5 protein-coding genes are annotated in these 18,477 nt (G+C 59.3%); 3 read left to right on the plus strand and 2 right to left on the minus strand.

Features of this window, described 5'->3' with window-relative positions; all coding sequences use genetic code 11:
- Positions 1–78 precede the first annotated feature (78 nt).
- Together CAF73_RS19855 and CAF73_RS19860 are read right to left on the minus strand one after the other, a co-directional pair.
- Positions 79–717, minus strand: coding sequence for a hypothetical protein (locus CAF73_RS19855; RefSeq protein ID WP_085703566.1), 639 nt, complete (start codon positions 715–717; stop codon positions 79–81).
- Between the two features lie 11 nt (positions 718–728).
- Positions 729–12,590, minus strand: a complete 11,862-nt coding sequence (locus CAF73_RS19860; RefSeq protein ID WP_085703567.1) for a filamentous hemagglutinin N-terminal domain-containing protein — start codon at positions 12,588–12,590, stop codon at positions 729–731.
- Positions 12,591–13,008: 418 nt separating this feature from the next.
- Between CAF73_RS19860 and CAF73_RS19865 the strand changes: the two genes are divergently transcribed.
- From CAF73_RS19865 to CAF73_RS19875, 3 genes are read left to right on the plus strand one after another with little or no spacing between them, the layout of a single operon-like run.
- Positions 13,009–14,253, plus strand: a complete 1,245-nt coding sequence (locus tag CAF73_RS19865; protein ID WP_085703568.1) for an exonuclease SbcCD subunit D C-terminal domain-containing protein — start codon at positions 13,009–13,011, stop codon at positions 14,251–14,253.
- Complete coding sequence (locus CAF73_RS19870) at positions 14,250–17,891, plus strand: AAA family ATPase (protein WP_085703569.1); 3,642 nt, start codon at positions 14,250–14,252, stop codon at positions 17,889–17,891. Before CAF73_RS19865 ends, CAF73_RS19870 begins: the two co-directional genes overlap by 4 nt.
- A complete protein-coding gene (locus CAF73_RS19875; RefSeq protein WP_085703570.1) occupies positions 17,888–18,472 on the plus strand; it encodes a glutathione S-transferase in 585 nt (194 codons plus the stop codon). The genes CAF73_RS19870 and CAF73_RS19875 overlap by 4 nt, the downstream gene beginning before the upstream one ends.
- The last annotated feature ends 5 nt before the right edge of the window (positions 18,473–18,477 follow it).

An 18,477-nucleotide genomic window follows, 5' to 3' on the forward strand; every position in this document is an offset into this window, starting at 1 on the left:
ACCGGTTGAGCCCGCCGTCCCCTTTCTTTCCTTTCTTTTTTTCCAATACTTTCTGCCCTTTCTTGACCTAGACCGCCATTAGCTTTTACTCAGGGGGCTAAAATCATCAATAGACATATTTTTACTTTTCAATAAAGACACGACAAACTCCGAATCGAAAGTCATAAAAAACTCCAGGGCATCATAAATTTTCCAACGATGCACCTCTGGATGATCAATTATCGACAGAAGATACTGCTTTAGTGGCGCCAAGTATTCGATATAGTTTTCACGCCTAACAAAGCGAAGCATTTCGGAAATCTCGAAAGGCCTCACTCCGGCTAACGCAACAATCTTCAGAAGGAGATCGCAAACCTGTACCCTTGCGACTTCTTTCCCTTCTTTATCAGCGACATTTGCAAAGTACATTGTCACCGCCATTAATATATGGCGATAGGTATCATCATAACCATGTAACCGGTGAACATATAGCCCTTCAAAAACTTCAGATTTATTCATAAATTTTTCTAAGGCAACCAGGCCTTCACGAGCGCCCCAGCTCGTTAACAGCTTTGCAGCATAAAATCGTACTAATTCATCATTCGATTCACGAAGTAGCTCCTTCACAGAGTCGAGTCTATCCTGTGGAATATCCTCAACATCCAGATCTCCTGCTTCTGCGGCATAGTCTGCATTTTCTGGAATACCATTGAGTAATTCATAGATTCTCGGATCCATTATTAAACCTTCTACTTCACAATTTTAATATAGTCGGCCGGTACACAACCTTTGATCAAGCATTCACCGTCTCGTTTGGCATTCGACAGGTCTTCCTCTGCACGCCCCAAGGAGATCTCGTTTTTCGTTGAAGGGTTGTTCGTGTACTTCACCCGTGCTTCATCCACCTTAGACTGAAGCTCTTCGGTAACTTTTCGATTATCCAGGTATTTGGTATCTGGCAATGCTCCGGAATCAATATCCTGTTGCAAGCGCTTTACGTCGATCTCAATTTTACTGGAGCCATAGTCTTTCGGATTCGAGGCAGCGCTTGGATCCGTGGTAGAAATATAGGGCGTATTTTCAGGATTACTACCCCTCACATGCGTTTGAACACTGCCCGTTCCATTGATATTGGGGGGATTCAAATCACCGTTCTCATCGATGAATGCCTTGGGCTTTCCTTTATCATTGACGGTCGCAGAAAAATCATTATCGCTTCGCACCACGGTATCACCAGGGCCTTTGGTGCCGCCAGTGCCACCGCCAGTGGTTTTTGGCACATCCGCGATTTCAGGTCCTTCCTCTCTGGAAGGTCCCTTTTCATTGATCGCTTTACCCGGCTTGCCCGGCTTCGCCCCTCCCGCAACGCCTGCTAGCATTTCTGCAAATGCCGCCCATAACCCGGCGGTGTCGCCGTCACGCTGAATCACGACTTCATTAGTTATCGTATTTTGAGCTGCATCGTTGTTTTGCAGTACGACATAACCGATTGTTGTGGCGGCGCCTATTTGGCCATTGCGCGCGAGTTCCTCGGACAACGCGCGGATTTTTGGTTCGTCTGCTTGTAGCTTTTCAGAAATTTCATTACACGCACTGATGTTCTTCTGACAAAGATTGGCGAGCTCCTTATTCCTTTTCTCATCAAGGCTGGCGTACTTTTCACGCACTTCGTCCAGACAGGCCTGGGACTCACACTTCTTCTGTTCATCCATCATCTCAACGAGTTCATGGTGCAACAGGTAGTTGTAGTTGGTGGCGTCCTTCGCAATAGTCGCGCCTTCTTGAACGTTGCCATTGCTCACTGCCGCCGCAGCAACGCCTACCAACTGGGAAGACATCGACAACAGGTTGCTGTCGTTCTTCACCAAGACAGCTAACTGGGTTACCAGCGCTTCATTGGCGCCAGCGGCCAAGGCTCCGGTTTTAAAATCTCCTCCCGCTGCCTCGTTCAACAAACCGCCCACAACAGCGTGCAAGGCAATTTTTTCGAGACCTCCATCCTTCCAACCCTGACTTGCTGCAAAATCACCTACAGCATTGAATGCTGCCGCATTCAGAGTACTCAGCAGTGCCCCTGTCAGTGCATTCCCAAAATCTGTGTGCTGACCAAGTGCGCCACCCAATAACGTCGAAGTGGTGTTCTGCAAAAGCTGGTTGCCAGCGAAACGGCCGATGCCTTCCAGACTGCTCAGATCCGTCATGACTTTGCCGGTAACAGGATTCGTCGTTGTCTTCAGGACGCTATCGAAATACCCCGCCGTAAGACCAGCCGTTACCCCGGAAATCACATAGTTTGAAAGCGCGTCCGATGACGTCACGTCCTGGAATACGGCTCCGAGATTGCCGCCGTTATTGATAAAACTAGTCGTTGCGTTAGTCGCTGCCCCCGTTGCAACAGCCGCCAGACCCGCTGCCCATACCGGCCCCATCGCACTTAATGCACTCAATGCTGCCGGACCAACAAACGCCGCCATCACGATCGCAATAACGATCTGCGAGGCCGGACCAAGACCCGAGTTGCTGTATTTGAACGACTCGTGAATCTCCTTCACTCGCCGCCAATCAACATCCCCACGCGCTTCAGCATCCTTCAACCACGCCAACTGCGGATCAGCCTTGACCATGGTGTCGATGGTCTGGCTCACCGACTCCTGGTTCACATCCTTGATATCGATCTTCAGACCATCAACGGCCTTCAACACGATGTTGCCTTTGGCAATCATCTGGGTCTGACGCAGGGTCTCGTCGGTATTGCCTCGACCTTTGGAAGATACCCATGCTGCGCTGTTGTTGGTCTTGGTATGGCTTTCGTCATGAAAGTCCTTGACCCCTTCAAACGTGATCGCGCCACCACTGTCCAGCGTGATGTTGTTTCCGCTTTCCAGTTTGGCAACCTGATAAAGCTGATCGCCCTTGCTGGACAGCGTCAAATCACCGCCCGCCTTGATTTCAGAGCCGACATGCTTGATGTCGGTCACCTCATCGCGCTTCAACTTGAGCTTGCCGAAACTGCCCTTTTTCTTCTTGTCGTAGAGCGAGTAATCGGAATCCTGCGCAGCAAGAATATCGAGGTTGTCACCCGCAACCAGATAGGCCTCGTCGCCGGCAGTGATACGGCTGGAAATCACACTGAGGTCTTTACCCGCATCCAGTCTGACGTCGCCGCCTGCCGAAATGCCCGACATGACCTGGCTGACATGGTCCTCCTGAACGGTGAGTTTCTTGCTCTTGGACAGGGAATGGGTTTCATCCGCTGCCGACGTGATGACCACGTCTCCGGTTGCCTTGATCGCAACGTCACGTTTTGCATCGATCTGGCTTGCGATGACGTTGATATCGCGCTTGGCGTCAGCCTTGAAGTCACGACCAGCGTCGATTTCCGCACCCAGCTGGGTGATGTCACTGCTGTTGTGCCTGGCGTCTTGGTAAACGCTGTTGGTGACCTGAGCGGATGAGACGTTGATGTCACGCCCGGCATTCACGACCATGTCCTGGCCGCTTTTCATCACGCCACCGGCGATGTTGATATCTTTGGCCGCTTTGACGGTCAGGTCATTGGCCGCTTCGATCCTTGCCGCGTTGTCGGCGTAGTCATGATGCTGGGTGCCAAACCGGGTGCTGTTGTCGGAGGACGTGATCGTGCGTTCATTGATCACGTCCCCGGTGCGAGTGGTCAGGCTCACATCGCGCCCGGTGATGATGCCGCCGGACTTGTTGACGATGTCGTTGGTCGCCAGCAGATCCAGACGGTTACCCGCCTCGATCAGGCCACTGTTGACGATGTCCTTGCCCGCCGTCGCCGACAGATTATTCGTCGCCTTCAACGTCCCGACGTTATCCAGATTGCCGCCGGCAATCAGCGTCACATCGTTGCCGGCAATCAGCGCACCGGTCGGGCCGAGGCGGCCGTTGGCCTGGGCCAGGTACAGCACCGGCACCAGCACTTTTTCGCCGTTCACTTCGTGCTCTTCGAGCCAGACAATGTCGTGGGTCAGCGCCGCCACTTGTTCGGCCGTGAGGCCCACGCCCATCGACAGGTTGAGGGCGTCCTTGCTGGCGATGGCGTTGTCCATCAGGTAGCGGAACATGTCCTCGTTGTTGCTTCGGCCATCGATGAAGGCCTGGCCGGTGCGCGCGGTCACGGCTTGCTGTACCAGACGCTGCTCGAAGAGGCCGTCACCGAGGCGCTTGGCGCTCTGATCCGGGTCGTAACCGAGTTTGCCGAGCAAGTAGTCCGAACTCATGAACGACTTGAGATTGGTCAGGACCGGGTTGGTTTCGATCAGGTATTTGTGCGCATTGGACGGCGCCTTCGTGTCCGGCAGTCCGGCAACGCGTGTCACCGGACGGGTGTCGATCGACTCTCTGGCATCATTGCCGCGGTCCTTCATGCCGGGACCGGCCGACTTCACCGGCACGTTGACATCGACCGTACTGGCCACCGCCGTGACCACGCTCGGGGACCGATGGAATGTGTCAACCGCGCGCGTGCTATCGGAAACTGCGGGCGGTGCATCAATGAAAAGATTACGCGGGCCGCCACTGCTTCCAGCCACGACATGCCCCTCGGTAGCGACAACCTGCCCCCCCATCGTCCAGGTCGGTGCCGGGCCGGTTGTGCCAACGGGTGCGGTGTCAGCCGCGCCCTGACCGCTCAGACGGAACAGACCGTTTTCCCCGGTTGGCAGGGAGAAGCCTGGCAGCGACAGTGGATTGACTTGCTGTTGGGCGAGGTCTGGTGGCAGTTGGCTGTTAATTCGGATGACGGCTGTGCCGGAATTGCCGACGTTGGTGTTACCGACCTTGTTGGTACCTCCCGTCGAACCGTAGTCCTGATGGATAACGCTGTTTTCCAGATTCTGGGCGGCAATGATCGAGACGTTGCCACCCGCCTGGATGACGGCATTGCGACCCGTGTTGGTGCTGGCGGCACCGGTGCTGTCAACGGCGACCTCAGTGACGGACTCCGGTTTGTACTGGGTCAACTGGCCAGGAAGTTCGACCAAGTTGTTCGGGTCATACAGGGAGGGGGTTGTGGTTTCAAAGCCGTAGTTCACGTCTGGTATCGCGTTGCCCCATCCACGCAGCTTACTGACGACCGCGCCGGTTTCGCTGTCCTTGAGTGTTACAACGTCAAACCACTCACCGTCGCGCCCCCCTTCTCTGATACGCGTGGACGTGGGAATGGCCTTACGTATGCTGCCTCCCGCTCCGATGTAATAAACAAATGGAAAATCAGGGTTATTGCGCTGGTTGTAAGGCAACACGACACTGTCAAAGAACCGCTTGGTACCACCGTCGGTCATGCTGAGTACGTAAGTACTTGTGCGTTCGATGGTGCCGCTTTTCGCCCCGATGTTTTTGAGACTGTCTGCGGTGATATTGATATTGCCGCCAGCAGCGACGGTGCTTTTACTATTGAGAAACGTACCTCCCTGGAAAACAAAATCCTTGCCGACATTAAGCACTGCCGAGGGGCTGCTATCAGCGTCCGTACTTTGATAAAACTCTTTGGCCATCAGCGTGAAGACGTAATTGTCACCCTGGCAGTCATTGCAAATATTGGCGATATAACCCGACACCAATTTGCGGTCACCCGACATCACCGGACCTTCCGTACGGTTCTCGAAAACATCGGCGTTGATAGTGAACCCACTACCGCTCTCCATTGAGCCGGAGATGTTGTAGACACCCGCCGCCCGCGCGGCACCGCCGTAACCATTGATGGTCACGTTCCCTAATCCGTAGAAATCACCGTGCTGGTTGGTCAGGTTGCCGACATTCAGCGTCATGTCCTTGCCGCTGAAGATCAGCCCGCGGTCATTGAGCAATGAAGGGGTGTTGATGTTCAGGTTCTGCGCCGCACCCAACGTGCCGTAGTTGGCGACACTGCCGGCGTTCACGGTCAGATCTTCACTGGAGGTGATGCGGCCCGAGTTGACGAGCGATCCACCGGTACTGATCGTCGACGATCCGCCAGCGGCGATGCTGCCGGCACTACCGATGTTGACTTGCGCTGCACTCAGGTTCAGACCACGCTGACTCGACATCCGCCCATTGCCGCCATAGGCACCGGTCAGTTGCATATCGATCAGGCCATCACTGGCGAGCAGGCCGTCGTTGGTCCAGTTGCCCCCACGTATCTGCAGAAGATCGGAGGCCAGCAGCTTGCCGCTGGCGCTCTGGCTGAACTGGCGGACGTTCACGTTCAAACGCCCGGCCTGAATCACGCTGGAGTTGTTCCAGGTGTCGGCCGTCAGATCCAGCAGGCCGCCGGTGGTAATGCTGCCGCCGGCGCCGATGACGTTGGCCGTGGAGAGATCGAACTTGCCGCGACCGACGTGGTTGAGCTGCCCGCCACCGTTTAGGAAGCTGCCGACGGCCAGGGTCATGTCGGTGTTCGCGGTTTCCAGCACACCATTGCGATTGTCGAACTGACCGCCAATCTGGAACTCGGTCTTGCCCGAGTTGCCCAGCGAACGCAGGCGCCCATTCTGGTTGTTGACGCTCGCCGCTTTGACCGTCAATTGGGTATTGCTTTCAATGATCCCCGCGCCATTGCTCAAAGCGCCGCCGAGGCTGAAATCGATGCGTTCGCCGGCGATCTGCCCGGCGCCGTTGTCCAGACTGGCGCCATTGACGCTCACCAGTCCTTTGGCGTAGATCACGCCGTTGCGGTTATCTAATGCAGCGGTGGTGATATTCGCATCGGAGCCTTGCGCCGAGATGCGCCCACCGTTGTTGTCCAGACCGGCCAGTGCCGAAAGCTTCAGGCCCTGAGCCTGAATGACGCCGACCTGGCGATTGTTGTTCAGGTCGAAGCCATTGCGCAGGACACCGACGGTACGCGCCTCAAGCGCGCCCTTGATGCTGGCCAGAATTCCGCCGCGGTTATCGATGCTGGCTGCGCCGATCGTCACGTCGCCTTCCTGAGCGATGACTTTTCCGCTCTGGTTATCGAGATCGCCAGTAACGTCGAGTGTCAGGCCGGTCTGGCTCTGGATCGAACCTTTGCCGTTGGCCAGGCTTGCCGCCTTGAGTTGCAGGCTGCCGGTCTGGCTGTAGATCAAGCCGTCGGCATCGTTACGCACGGCGGCGCTGGCGGTAATCTGCAAGTCATCCTTGGCCGCAATGGTGCCTTTGCTACCGTTGTCCAGCGAGCCGGTCAGCAGTTGCAGCGAGCCTTGACTGGCGAGCTGGCCGTTGCGGTTGCTCAGATCGCTGACGCCTTTGATCACGACCGGACCGGTGCCCGCCAGTTTGCCGGCGTTGTTGTTCAGTTGCCCCGCCAGGTTCAGGGTGATCGCGCCGTTGGCCGCGAGTTTGCCCCCGTTGTTATCCAGGCTCGAAGCGTTGGCAGTGAGCGCCTGGAGCGCGTTGATAGAACCGCCTGCGTTGGTCAGTGCAGTGCTGGTGATGTCCAGTGCGGCGCCACTGTCGATCAGGCCGCCCTGATTGTTGTTGAGTGCGCCTTTGAGCGTGAGGGTCTGCCCTGCCGCACTGCTGAGGATGCCTTTGTCGCTGTTGTCGAGGCTGGCGGCATTGACGGTCAGATTGCCTTGCGAAACCAGAGCGCCGTTACCGCTGTTGAGCAGAGCGCCCTTGAAATCGACCGACACATCGCCGTTGCGGCTTGAGAGCGTGCCGTTGGCGCGGTTGTCCAGACTGTCGCCACTGACGCTCAACTGCTGCCAGCCCGAGAGCAAGCCGTTCTGGTTGGTCAGGGTCGTACCGCTGAGCTTCAGTTTCTCGCCGCTGATGATCTTGCCGGCATTGTTGTTCAACGCCCGGGCAATGACGTCGAACCCCAGGCTGCTGGAGATTTCACCGCTCTGGTTGTTCAGGTCGCGCAAGCGCTTGAGGGTCAACGGCCCCTTGGCCGTCAATAAACCATTGGTGTTGTCGAGGTCGCCATTGGCAAGATCCACGGTGACAGCTTTGTCGCCCAGCAGACGCCCGCCGTTCTGGGTCAGGGAGGTCAAGGTCAGGTCGATGTCACCGCCGGCGGAGACTTCACCGCTGTTGCTGGAGTCCAGCGATGTCGCGGTGAGCGACAGGTTGCCCTCACTGCTAATCAAACCTTTCTCGCGATTGTTCAGCGCCATCGCGTTGAGCGTGACGGCACTGACACCCTGCAATACACCGCCCTGATTGTTCAGGTCGGTACTGCGAATGCGCAGCGCTTGCGCCGCACTCACAAGGCCGTCGCTATCATTGCGCAGCAATCCATCTGCGGTCAGGTCAAGGTCGGCATGGCTGATCAGGCTGCCGCCACTGTTGTTAAGACTGCCGGCCCGGGCATCGATCGATGCTGCACCGATCATGCCTTTGACGTTGTCCAGTGCCTGGGCGATGCGCAGCGTCAGGCTCTGGGTGCTCAGCAATTTGCCATTGCCGTTGTCCAGATTTTGCGCCGCCACGGTAAAGGCTTCACTGCTGGAAATTTCTCCGCCCTGGTTGTTCACGCCATTGAGTTGCTTGAGCAGCAACGTACCGGGTGCATTGATCAAGCCATTCTGGTTATTAAGCTGGCCATTGTTCATGTCCAGGCTCAGGCGAGTGTTGCTGAACAGCTTGCCGCCCTGCTGCTCGAGCCCGATGATCGACGCCGTCAATTCCCCTTGGCTGCCAATCCGCCCGCCATCGCGGTTGGTGACCTTCCCCGCGACGAGGTTCAGGGTGTCGGCGCTGCTGAGCTTGCCGGTGCTGTTGTCGAAGTCGCCTGTGGTGACGCTGGCCGCGCCCTTGGCGCTGAGTGTGCCTGCCTGACGGTTGTCGAGGCCGGTGCTGTCGAGCGCCAGCGCCCCATCGGTGACTACCGCACCGCCCTGGTTATCAACGCTGCCGCGACTCTCGATTGTCAGGTCCGCAGCGCTGGAAAGGCTGCCCTTGATGTTGGTCAGTTGCGAGGTTTTGACCGTCAGCACGCTTTCGCTGCTGACCTTGCCCTGGCTGTTGTCGAATGCACCGCCCAGCGTCAGCCCCATGGCCTGCTGGCTCAGCAGTTCACCACCACTGTTGTCCAGCGATTTGCCGTGCAGATCGAACGAGGTGCTGGCATTGATCAGCCCCTTGTTGCGGTTGATCAATTGCTCGACAGTGAGCGTCAACGACTGGCCGGTGAAGATTTTGCCGGCGTCACTGTTGTCGAGTTTTTTGCCGGTCACCTGCAGATCGCTATTGGTGCTGATTTCACCGCCGCGGTTATCCAGATCCCAAACGTTAAGAGTCATGGTTCTGGTCGAGCCGAGCAGTCCGCCCTGACGGTTGTCGAGCAGGTCGGCATCGAGTTTGAGGACGCCGGTGGCGATCAACTGGCCGTCCTGGTTATCGAGCTTTTTCGCCTGCACGGTGGCATCCGACTTGCCGGCGATGCTGCCGCCACGGTTGTCCAGCGTCTGCGCCGTCAGTTCGAGTTTGCCGTCGGCAATCACCGTACCAAGCTGGTTATCCAGGGTGTTGTCGGTCGTCAGCGTCAGCGGGCCACGGCTGCTGATCAAGCCTTCATTGTTGTCGAGGCTGGCGCTGTGACTGTCCAGTGATGTACCGGAAATAACGCCTTTGGTGTTGTTCAGCGCCTGCGCAATGCGTACGGTCAAGCCTTGCTGACTCAGCAGTTTACCGTTGCTGTTGTCCAGGTCATGGGCGGTCAGTGCGAAAGCTTGCTGGCTGGAGATTTCACCGCCCTGGTTGTTCACGCCACTGAGTTGCTTGAGCAGCAATTCGCCGGGCGCATTGATCAAACCGTTCTGGTTGTTCAACTGGCCGTTGTTCAAATCAAGACTCAGGCTGGTCTTGCTGAACAGTTCACCGCCCTGCTGATCGAGGCCGGTGACCGACATGGTCATGGCTTGCTGACTGGCGATGCGGCCTGCAGCGTTGTTGACCTGTCCCGCCGTGAAGTCCAGCGTTCCACCACTGATCAGGCGCCCGCCCTGGCTATTGTCGACATCGCCGCTGTCGATCCGGCTGTTGTCCTTGCCGGAGATCAGGCCTTTCTGACTATTGTCGAGACTGGCGCTCTTGAGTTTCAGAGTGCTGTCGGTGCTGATGGAGCCACCCTGATTGAGCAGCGCGCCAAGGCTGGTCAACGCCAGGGCACCGGCGCTGGTCAGGTTGCCGGCATTGTTATCGACACGGCCGGCATTGAGGGTCAACGTGCCTTCGCTGCTGATGAGCCCCTGGCCGTTGAGCAGTGCATCGTCCAGTGTGATGACCAGGCCTTTAAAGCTATCGAACGAGCCACCGGTGTTATCCAGCGTGCTGCCGGTCAGTTTCGTCGCACCACTGGCGACGATCATGCCTTTGTTCTGGTTGATCAATCGGGTAACAGCAAGCTCCAGATCGCTGGCCGCGAGAATCTTGCCACCGTCGCTGTTGTCCAGACGCTGGCCCTTGATGTTGAGCAACAGGTTGCCCGATAGCTCGCCCGCTCGGTTATCGATGTCATCGACCGCGAGAGTCAGCGCTTTTTTGGTGCCGATCAGCCCGCCGTTACGGTTGTCGAGTGTGGTGCCGGTCAGGCTCAGATTGCCCTGTGCGACCAGTGCGCCGCCCTGCTGTTGCAGCAGACCGATGGTCGCGGTCAAGTCGCCCTGGCTGGAGATCCGCCCTTTGGCGTTCTGCACCTCGCCGGCCTTGATACCGACAGCGCCGACAGCGCTGACCAGGCCATTGCTGTTGTCCAGTCGCGTGCCCGAGTAGGTAACGCCGGCCTTGCCGATGATCAGACCGTTGTCGCGGTTATCCAGTCGATCAACATTCAGCGTCAGTTGTCCGTCGCCTTGCAGCGCGCCGCCACGGTTGTCTGCCGAATCACTTCGCAAGGCCAGTGTGCCTTTGCCGATGACCTTGCCGTCACGATTGTCGAGATGACCGGCCCGCGCATCGATGGCGCCTCTGGCAGTGATTTCGCCCTTGTTGCGGTTGTCGAGCAGACCACTGACCCGCACTACAAGACCGCCATCGCTGACCACGACCCCGGCGTCCCGGTTATCGAGGCTGCCGGCCCTGAGGTCGAGAGCAACGCCGGAACCGAGCATGCCGTCGCGATTGTCCAGGGCTGCACTGAGATCAATGTTGAGCCCCAGATCACCCAGGATCTGGCCGCCGACGTTGTTGACGGACGTCCCGCTGAGTCGAGTGATACTGGAACTCGAAACCTGGCCGTTGCTGTTGTTCAACTGACCGATCGTGGCCGTCAGGCTACCCTTTGCGTCGATCAAACCTTGGCTGTTGAGCACTTGATTGGCGGTTACGTTCAGCGCGCCGTTGCTCAGCACACTCCCGTCATTCTGGTTGTCCAGTGTCCCTGCAACGATGCTTGCGATCTGCGCAGCGCTCAGCGTGCCACCCTGGTTACTCAGCACCTGCGCGGCATTCACCGCCAGATTGCGGCTCGCCACCAGGCTCTTGCCACGGTTGTCGATGTTTTGCGCACTCAGGCTCAGATCGCCATTGGCATTACGACCGCCGTCAGCGTTGACCCCGGCTTCAATAGTCCCGGCGTTTGTGAGCTGACCGCCCGCACTGAGGCTGATGCTATCCCGCGCTGCAAGCGTCTGCCGGTTGGTCAGGTCGCCCTGGGTCTGCACGTTCAGCGAGGTGCCGGCGTAGACCGCCGAACGGGTTTCCAGGCTGGCGGCCTTGACGTTGACCGCGCCGGTGGCGGAGGTCTCGGCCAGGCTCAACTGACCGTTGGCGTCGAGCTGGATGTCACCGCCGCTGGCGATCAGTTTGCCGTCGAGCTTCACCCCGACCCCGGCCTCGGTGCCGACCAGTTTGATCGCCCCGGCGTACATGCCGCCCAGCGCCGAGGAGTCGATGGCCAGTTGCGGTTTGGCGCTGCCGTCGTCGGCGCGGGCCGTAGCGTTCAGGGTTTCAGCGTTGACGTCGTTACGCCCGGCAACGATGGTCAGGTTTTTCGCCTGGATCTCGGCGTTGATCTTCGCCGAGCGAGTGATGATTTCGAAGCGGTCGACATTGGTTGCGTTAAGCCCGGCGCCTTCGATGGCGACGCTGCCCTGATCGACCTGGAAACGGTCGAGGCGACCGCTGCCATCCAGCACCGGTTTGCCGGTGGTGAGGGTGACGCGGGGCGTGTTGATGAAACCGCAACCGTTGCAACTGATGCCGTAAGGGTTGGCGACGATCACCCGCGCCGACTGCCCCGCCACTTCGGTGTAACCGCGCAACTGGCTCGGGCTGCCACCGATGACTTCGTTGAGGATCGCCTGTGCCGAACCACTGTTTTTCAGGTGCGGGTTGTCAATGATGTAGCCGCCCAGCTGGGTGGACGAAGCCTGGTTGGCGCCGTTGTTGAGGATGACGCCCTGCGCCCCGACGTTGTAGTCATGGAACTGGTTGTGCGACAGACCGCTGCCGTTGGGCGTGGCGATGTTGATGATCTGCACGCCGTTGCCGGCGCGATCAAGGGTGGTGCCGGGGTTGGCCACCACAATGCCGTCGGCCTGGGCCCACATCGGTTGCCAGAACATGACGTTGGCCAGCAGAAAAGCGATCCCGCGCTTGGGCATGCCCAGAAAGGTATCGCGGCGTTCTACGGCCGCAGATGGCAGGCGAGCGAGGAAGGCGTACTGGCGAACGTCCATGTTGAAGTCTCTATGCAACAAACATAAATGAGCAGGCAGACCGCAGGCGCAGCACTTCCCGACGGGCATTCACACGACGCCGGTCGACCGAGAAGTGGGTAAGAGGAAAATTGCCGGGGCAACCTGGATATAGCGGGATCGGTCACGGAGCAGGCCGCAACACATCTGCCAGCTCCCTCATAGCAGCACACTGATGTCACAATAGTGGCGCGATATTAGATGGCCGCTATTTTGGCGTCAATAAATGTATGAACGGGTGCAGCGTTGCCGACGAACGGTAGCAATACAGTCATACCTTTCTGACGATGGTTTCTAAATTCCCTTCCGGCCCGCCTCTCGCAATAATCTGTAAACTCTCCCCTCTTTCGCCGCCCTCTCATCCCGGCGGCCATCACCTCTTTATATTGCGGAGTCAGCCTTGCGTCTGTTTCACACCTCCGACTGGCACCTTGGGCAGAACCTGCACGGCCAGGAGCGCGATTTCGAGCACGCCTGTTTTCTCGAGTGGCTGCTGCGCCAATTGAAGCTGGCGCAGCCGGACGTGCTGCTGATTGCCGGCGACATCTTCGACACGGTCAACCCGCCGGTCAAAGCCCAGGAACGCCTCTACGATTTCATCGTCAGCGCCCACGAACAGCAGCCGTCGCTGACCATCGTGATGATCGCCGGCAACCACGATTCCGGTTCGCGGATCGAACTGCCCGCGCCGTTGATGCGGCGTTTGCGCACCCATGCACTGGGCCGCGTGTTGTGGCTGGATGACGGGCAACTGGATGCGGAACGTCTGCTGCTGCCGCTGCCGAATGCGTCCGGCGAGATCGCCGCGTGGTGCCTGGCGTTGCCGTTCCTGCGGCCTGCCGAAGTGACCGGCGCGCATCTGGGCGATAACTATTTGCGCGGCATCGGCCAAGTGCATGAATGGCTGATCGAAGCGGCCAACGCCAAGCGCCAGCCGGGCCAGGCGCTGGTCGCCATCAGCCACGCGCACATGGCCGGCGGCTCGGTGTCGGAAGACTCCGAGCGCAGCCTGATTATCGGCAACGCCGAAGCCCTGCCTGCCAGTCTGTTCGGCCCGAGCATCAGCTACGTCGCCCTCGGCCATTTGCACAAGCCGCAGAAGGTCAATGGTGAAGAACGGATTCGCTACAGCGGCTCGCCGATCCCGTTGTCGTTTTCCGAAATCAGTTATCAGCATCAGGTGCTCGACGTCGTTCTAGACGGCGAAACCCTGGTCAGCGTCGAGCCAATGCTGATCCCCCGCTCCGTCAATCTGCAACGCCTCGGCCCTGCGCCGTTGGCGGAAATCCTGCTGCAACTGGCGGACCTGCCGAACATCGACCTGCTGGCCGAAACCCAGCGTCAGCCTTGGCTGGAAGTGCGGGTGCGCCTCGACGAGCCACAACCAGACTTGCGCCATCAAGTCGAAAGCGCCCTGCAAGGCAAGGCTGTGCGACTGGTGCGGATCGCCGCCGAATACGCCGGTAACCGTGGCGCTGACGGCGCCGAGGACGGCAGCGCGCTGATCGAACTGGACCAGCTCACACCACAGGAATTGTTCAGTCGCGCCTGGCTCGACAACTACGGCAGCGAGGTCGACGAGCAAACCCTCAAGGACTTCGCCGAGCTGCTGCAAGACGTACAGATGGAGGGCGAGCAGCCATGAAGATTCTCGCCATTCGCTTGAAGAACCTCGCCTCGCTGGCCGGCCCGTTCGAGATCGACTTCACCGCCGAACCGCTAGCCAGCGCCGGTCTGTTCGCAATCACCGGCCCGACCGGCGCCGGCAAAAGCACCCTGCTCGATGCACTGTGCCTGGCACTGTTCGGCGCCGTGCCGCGTCTGAACAACACCGGGCGTGACGCCAAGGTGCCGGACGCCGACGGCGAAATCCTCACTGGCGACCCGCGCACCCTGCTGCGTCGCGGCACCGGTGAAGGCTTTGCCGAAGTGGATTTTGTCGGCGTCGATGGCCGTCGCTATCGCGCGCGCTGGGAAGCCAATCGCGCCCGGGAAAAGGCCGGCGGCAAGTTGCAGGCCAGCCGTCAGAGCCTGCGCGACATCGATCAGGATCAACTGCTCGCCAGCCAGAAAGGTGAGTACAAGACTCAGCTCGAAGCCGCGCTGGGCCTGAACTTCGAACAGTTCACCCGCGCCGTGTTGCTGGCCCAGAGCGAGTTCAGTGCTTTCCTCAAGGCCGACGACAACGACCGCAGCGAACTGCTGGAAAAACTCACCGACACGGCGCTGTACACCCGTCTCGGCCGGCGCGCGTTCGACAAGACCAAAGAGGCCCGCGAAGCCCACAAGCAATTGCAGGATCAGGCCACCGGCGTGACCCCGCTGGCCCCGGAGGCACGCGCGGAACTCGACGAACGCTTCAACGCCGCCCAACAACAACTCAAGTTGCAGCAGGCGCAGCTCAAGCAGATCGAGCAACAGCACGACTGGCTCAAGGAGCTGCTGCGACTGCAAGACTCGCAACAAGCCGCCGCCGAACAACTGCGCAGCGCCGAGCACGAGCGAGAGTCGCTGGCCGGTGAGCGTCTGAAGCTCACCCGTCTGGAACAACTTGCCCCGCAACGTCACCAGTTCGCCCGCAAAACCGAACTGGATGCACAGCTGACGCCACTCGCTGCCCAGATCCACGCGCACACCCGGCAACATGGCGAGCTGACCGAGCGCCAGGCGCGACTGGAACAGGAGCTCGCCGCCGCGCAGATCGCCCTGACCCAGGCGCAAACGCAGCAAAGCGAAAGCGCACCGCTGTTGCGTCAGGCGTTCGATGAGCAAAGCACCCTCGCCCGCCTCGCCAGGGATGTAGCGTCGGGCAGCGAAGCAAAGCAAGCCGCAGAACAGGCCTGCACTCAGGGCCAAAGCGCGATCCAGACCCTGCTCGATCAGCAAAAACAGGTCGCCGATCGCTTGCAGCGCATTGCCGCCGATCTTGAGCAAAGCGCTCACTTGGCACCGTTGAGCGAAGCGTGGAATGCCTATCGCGACCGCTTGCAGCAACTGATGCTGATCGGCAACCGGTTGAACAAAGGCCAAAGCGAACTGGCGTCTCTCGAGGAAAACGCCACCCGCGCCGCCGAAGCGCTCACCACGCAGAAGCAGCAGCTGGAAGTGCTGTTCAAGGAGGCTGGCGCCGAGCCGGACGCAGTCGCCGAGCAGATCGGCATTCTCGGTACTCTGCTGCAGGACAACCGCAAACAACTGCGCGCCATCGAAGACCTGACGCGGCTGTGGGCCAGCCAGCAGGATCTGGACAAGCGCAGTGCCGAGCTGCAACAGCGTCAGCTCGATGCGCAACAGGAGCGCGAGCGCCTGACCCAGGACGGGGTGAAAACCAAGTCCGAGCTGACTGTCGCCGAACAGACCCTTAACGTCACCCGTGAACTGCTTGAGCGTCAGCGTCTGGCCCGCAGTGCCAGTGTCGAAGAGCTGCGTGCGCAATTGCAGGACGACCAGCCGTGCCCGGTCTGCGGCAGCAACGAACATCCGTATCACCAGCCGGAAGCCCTGTTGCAAAGCCTCGGCCGTCACGATGAAAGCGAGCAGGCCAGCGCGCAGCAAGCCGTCGATCAACTGAAGGAAAAACTCACCGAGCTGCGCGCCGATGTCGGTGGGGTGATTGCCCGGCAAAAGGAACTGCTGCAACAGCAGGAGCAACTGGCCGCTCAGCAACAATCGCTGACGCCGAGCATCGAAGCGCATCCGCTCGCGGCATCGTTGCTGAATCAGGACAGTGACAAGCGCACGGCGTGGCTCACCCGCCAGAACGATCAACTAAATCAAAGCATCACCCAGGACGAGCAGCGCCAGTCCGCCCTGCTCACGCTGCAACAGGACGCGGCGCGGCTGACCCAGCAATTGCGGCAGGCCGAGACGGCACACCAGCAAGCGGCGCAACAACTGAGCAATCAGCAACGCGAACTGAGCGCTGACCGCCAGCGGCTGGACGAAGAGCTGGCAGCCTTCGCCACGCTGTTGCCGAGCGACACCCTTGATGCCTTGCGCGCTGAACCGGCCGCGACCTTCATGCAACTTGACCGGCAGATCGCCGAACGTCTGGCGCAAGTCGAACAGCAAAAGGAAGAACTGACCGAACAGCAACAACGCCAGCAAACGCTCGAGAAGGAACAGGATCGCCAACAGGGCCGTGTCGAGCAATTGCAAAACGCTGAGCAGCAGCTCAACGCACTGACCGAACAGCAACTCGCCAGCCAGCAGAAGCTGGCGCAATTACTCGGCGATCACACCTGCGCCGAGCATTGGCAGCAGCAATTGGAACAAGCGGTGGAACTGGCGCGCAACGCCGAATCCACCACGACTCAGGCGCTCCAGGAAACGCGTACGCAAAGGGTGCAAATCTCCGCCGAACTCAAAGCGCAGCAAGAGCGTCTGCAAGCGCTGGAAACCGAAGACCGCGATCTGGCCGGCAAAATTGCCGACTGGCGCGCCCGTCATCCGGAGCTGGATGACGGCGGCCTTGAAGACCTGCTGCGGATTGATGACGCCCAGGTCGACGAACTGCGCCAGCGCTTGCAGCGCAACGAAAAAGCCGTTGAACAGGCCACCGTGTTGTTGCAGGAACGTGATCAGCGCCTGCTCGATCATCAGGCCCAACACAATGGCAACCTCGATGCGGAACAACTCGCCAACGCCCTCGCCGACCTGCAAAACCAGTGCGCGGCCAGCGAACAGCAATGTGCGGAACTGCGCGCCGAGCAGGCCGAAGACCAGCGTCGCCAGAACGCCAATCAGGCGCTGGCGCAGCAGATCGCCGACGCCTACGCCGAGTATCAGCGCTGGGCGCGGCTCAATGCGCTGATCGGCTCGGCCACCGGCGACACGTTCCGCAAGATCGCCCAGGCCTACAACCTCGATCTGCTGGTGCATCACGCCAACGTGCAGCTGCGGCAACTGGTCAAGCGCTATCGCCTCAAGCGCGGCGGCAGCATGCTCGGCCTGCTGGTGATGGACACCGAAATGGGCGACGAACTGCGCTCGGTGCATTCGTTGTCCGGCGGCGAAACCTTCCTGGTTTCGCTGGCGCTTGCACTGGGCCTGGCCTCGATGGCGTCGAGCACGTTGAAGATCGAATCGCTGTTCATCGACGAAGGCTTCGGCAGCCTCGATCCGGAATCCCTGCAACTGGCCATGGACGCTCTCGACGGCTTGCAGGCTCAGGGGCGCAAGGTGGCGGTGATTTCCCACGTGCAGGAAATGCACGAACGGATTCCGGTGCAGATTCAGGTACAGCGCCAGGGCAACGGTCTGAGCACACTGGAGGTGAAATGAACACGCTGTATTCCTTCCGCCGCTGCCCGTACGCGATGCGGGCGCGGATGGCCCTGCGTTATTCGGACGTGCCGGTGGACATCGTCGAAGTCAGCCTCAAGGCCAAACCGGCCGCGATGCTGGCGATCTCGCCCAAGGGCACGGTGCCGGTGCTGGATGCGAACGGTCAGGTGATCGATGAAAGCCTGGAGATCATGCGCTGGGCGCTGGCGCAGCATGATCCGGATGACTGGTTGCTGAATGGCGATTCAAGGATTGCCGAGTTGATCGAAGCCAACGACCAAGTGTTCAAGGTTCACTTGAATCGCTACAAGTACGCCGAGCGTTATCCGGAACAACCGATGGAGGTTTATCGCGCGGAAGGTGCGTTGTTTTTGCAGCGGCTCGATGAGCTGCTCGAAGGTCGCGATTATTTGCTGGCCGGGCATCCGAGCCTGGCCGATATCGCGCTGTTGCCGTTCGTTCGCCAGTTCGCTCACGTTGATCGTGACTGGTTTGCGCAGACGCCTTACGTGCGGTTGCAGGCCTGGTTGCAGCGGTTTCTGGAATCGGAGCTGTTCACCGATATCATGAAAAAGTAAGCGCG

Source organism: Pseudomonas sp. B15(2017) (assembly GCF_002113215.1).
Classification (GTDB): domain Bacteria; phylum Pseudomonadota; class Gammaproteobacteria; order Pseudomonadales; family Pseudomonadaceae; genus Aquipseudomonas.

What these genes read in the sequence shown, in the direction of transcription:
- CAF73_RS19860 (WP_085703567.1), bottom strand. Translation starts at nt 12,590, where the DNA reads ATGGACGTTCGCCAGTACGCCTTCCTCGCTCGCCTGCCATCTGCGGCC.
- CAF73_RS19870 (WP_085703569.1), top strand. Translation starts at nt 14,250, where the DNA reads ATGAAGATTCTCGCCATTCGCTTGAAGAACCTCGCCTCGCTGGCCGGC.
- CAF73_RS19855 (WP_085703566.1), bottom strand. Translation starts at nt 717, where the DNA reads ATGGATCCGAGAATCTATGAATTACTCAATGGTATTCCAGAAAATGCA.
- CAF73_RS19875 (WP_085703570.1), top strand. Translation starts at nt 17,888, where the DNA reads ATGAACACGCTGTATTCCTTCCGCCGCTGCCCGTACGCGATGCGGGCG.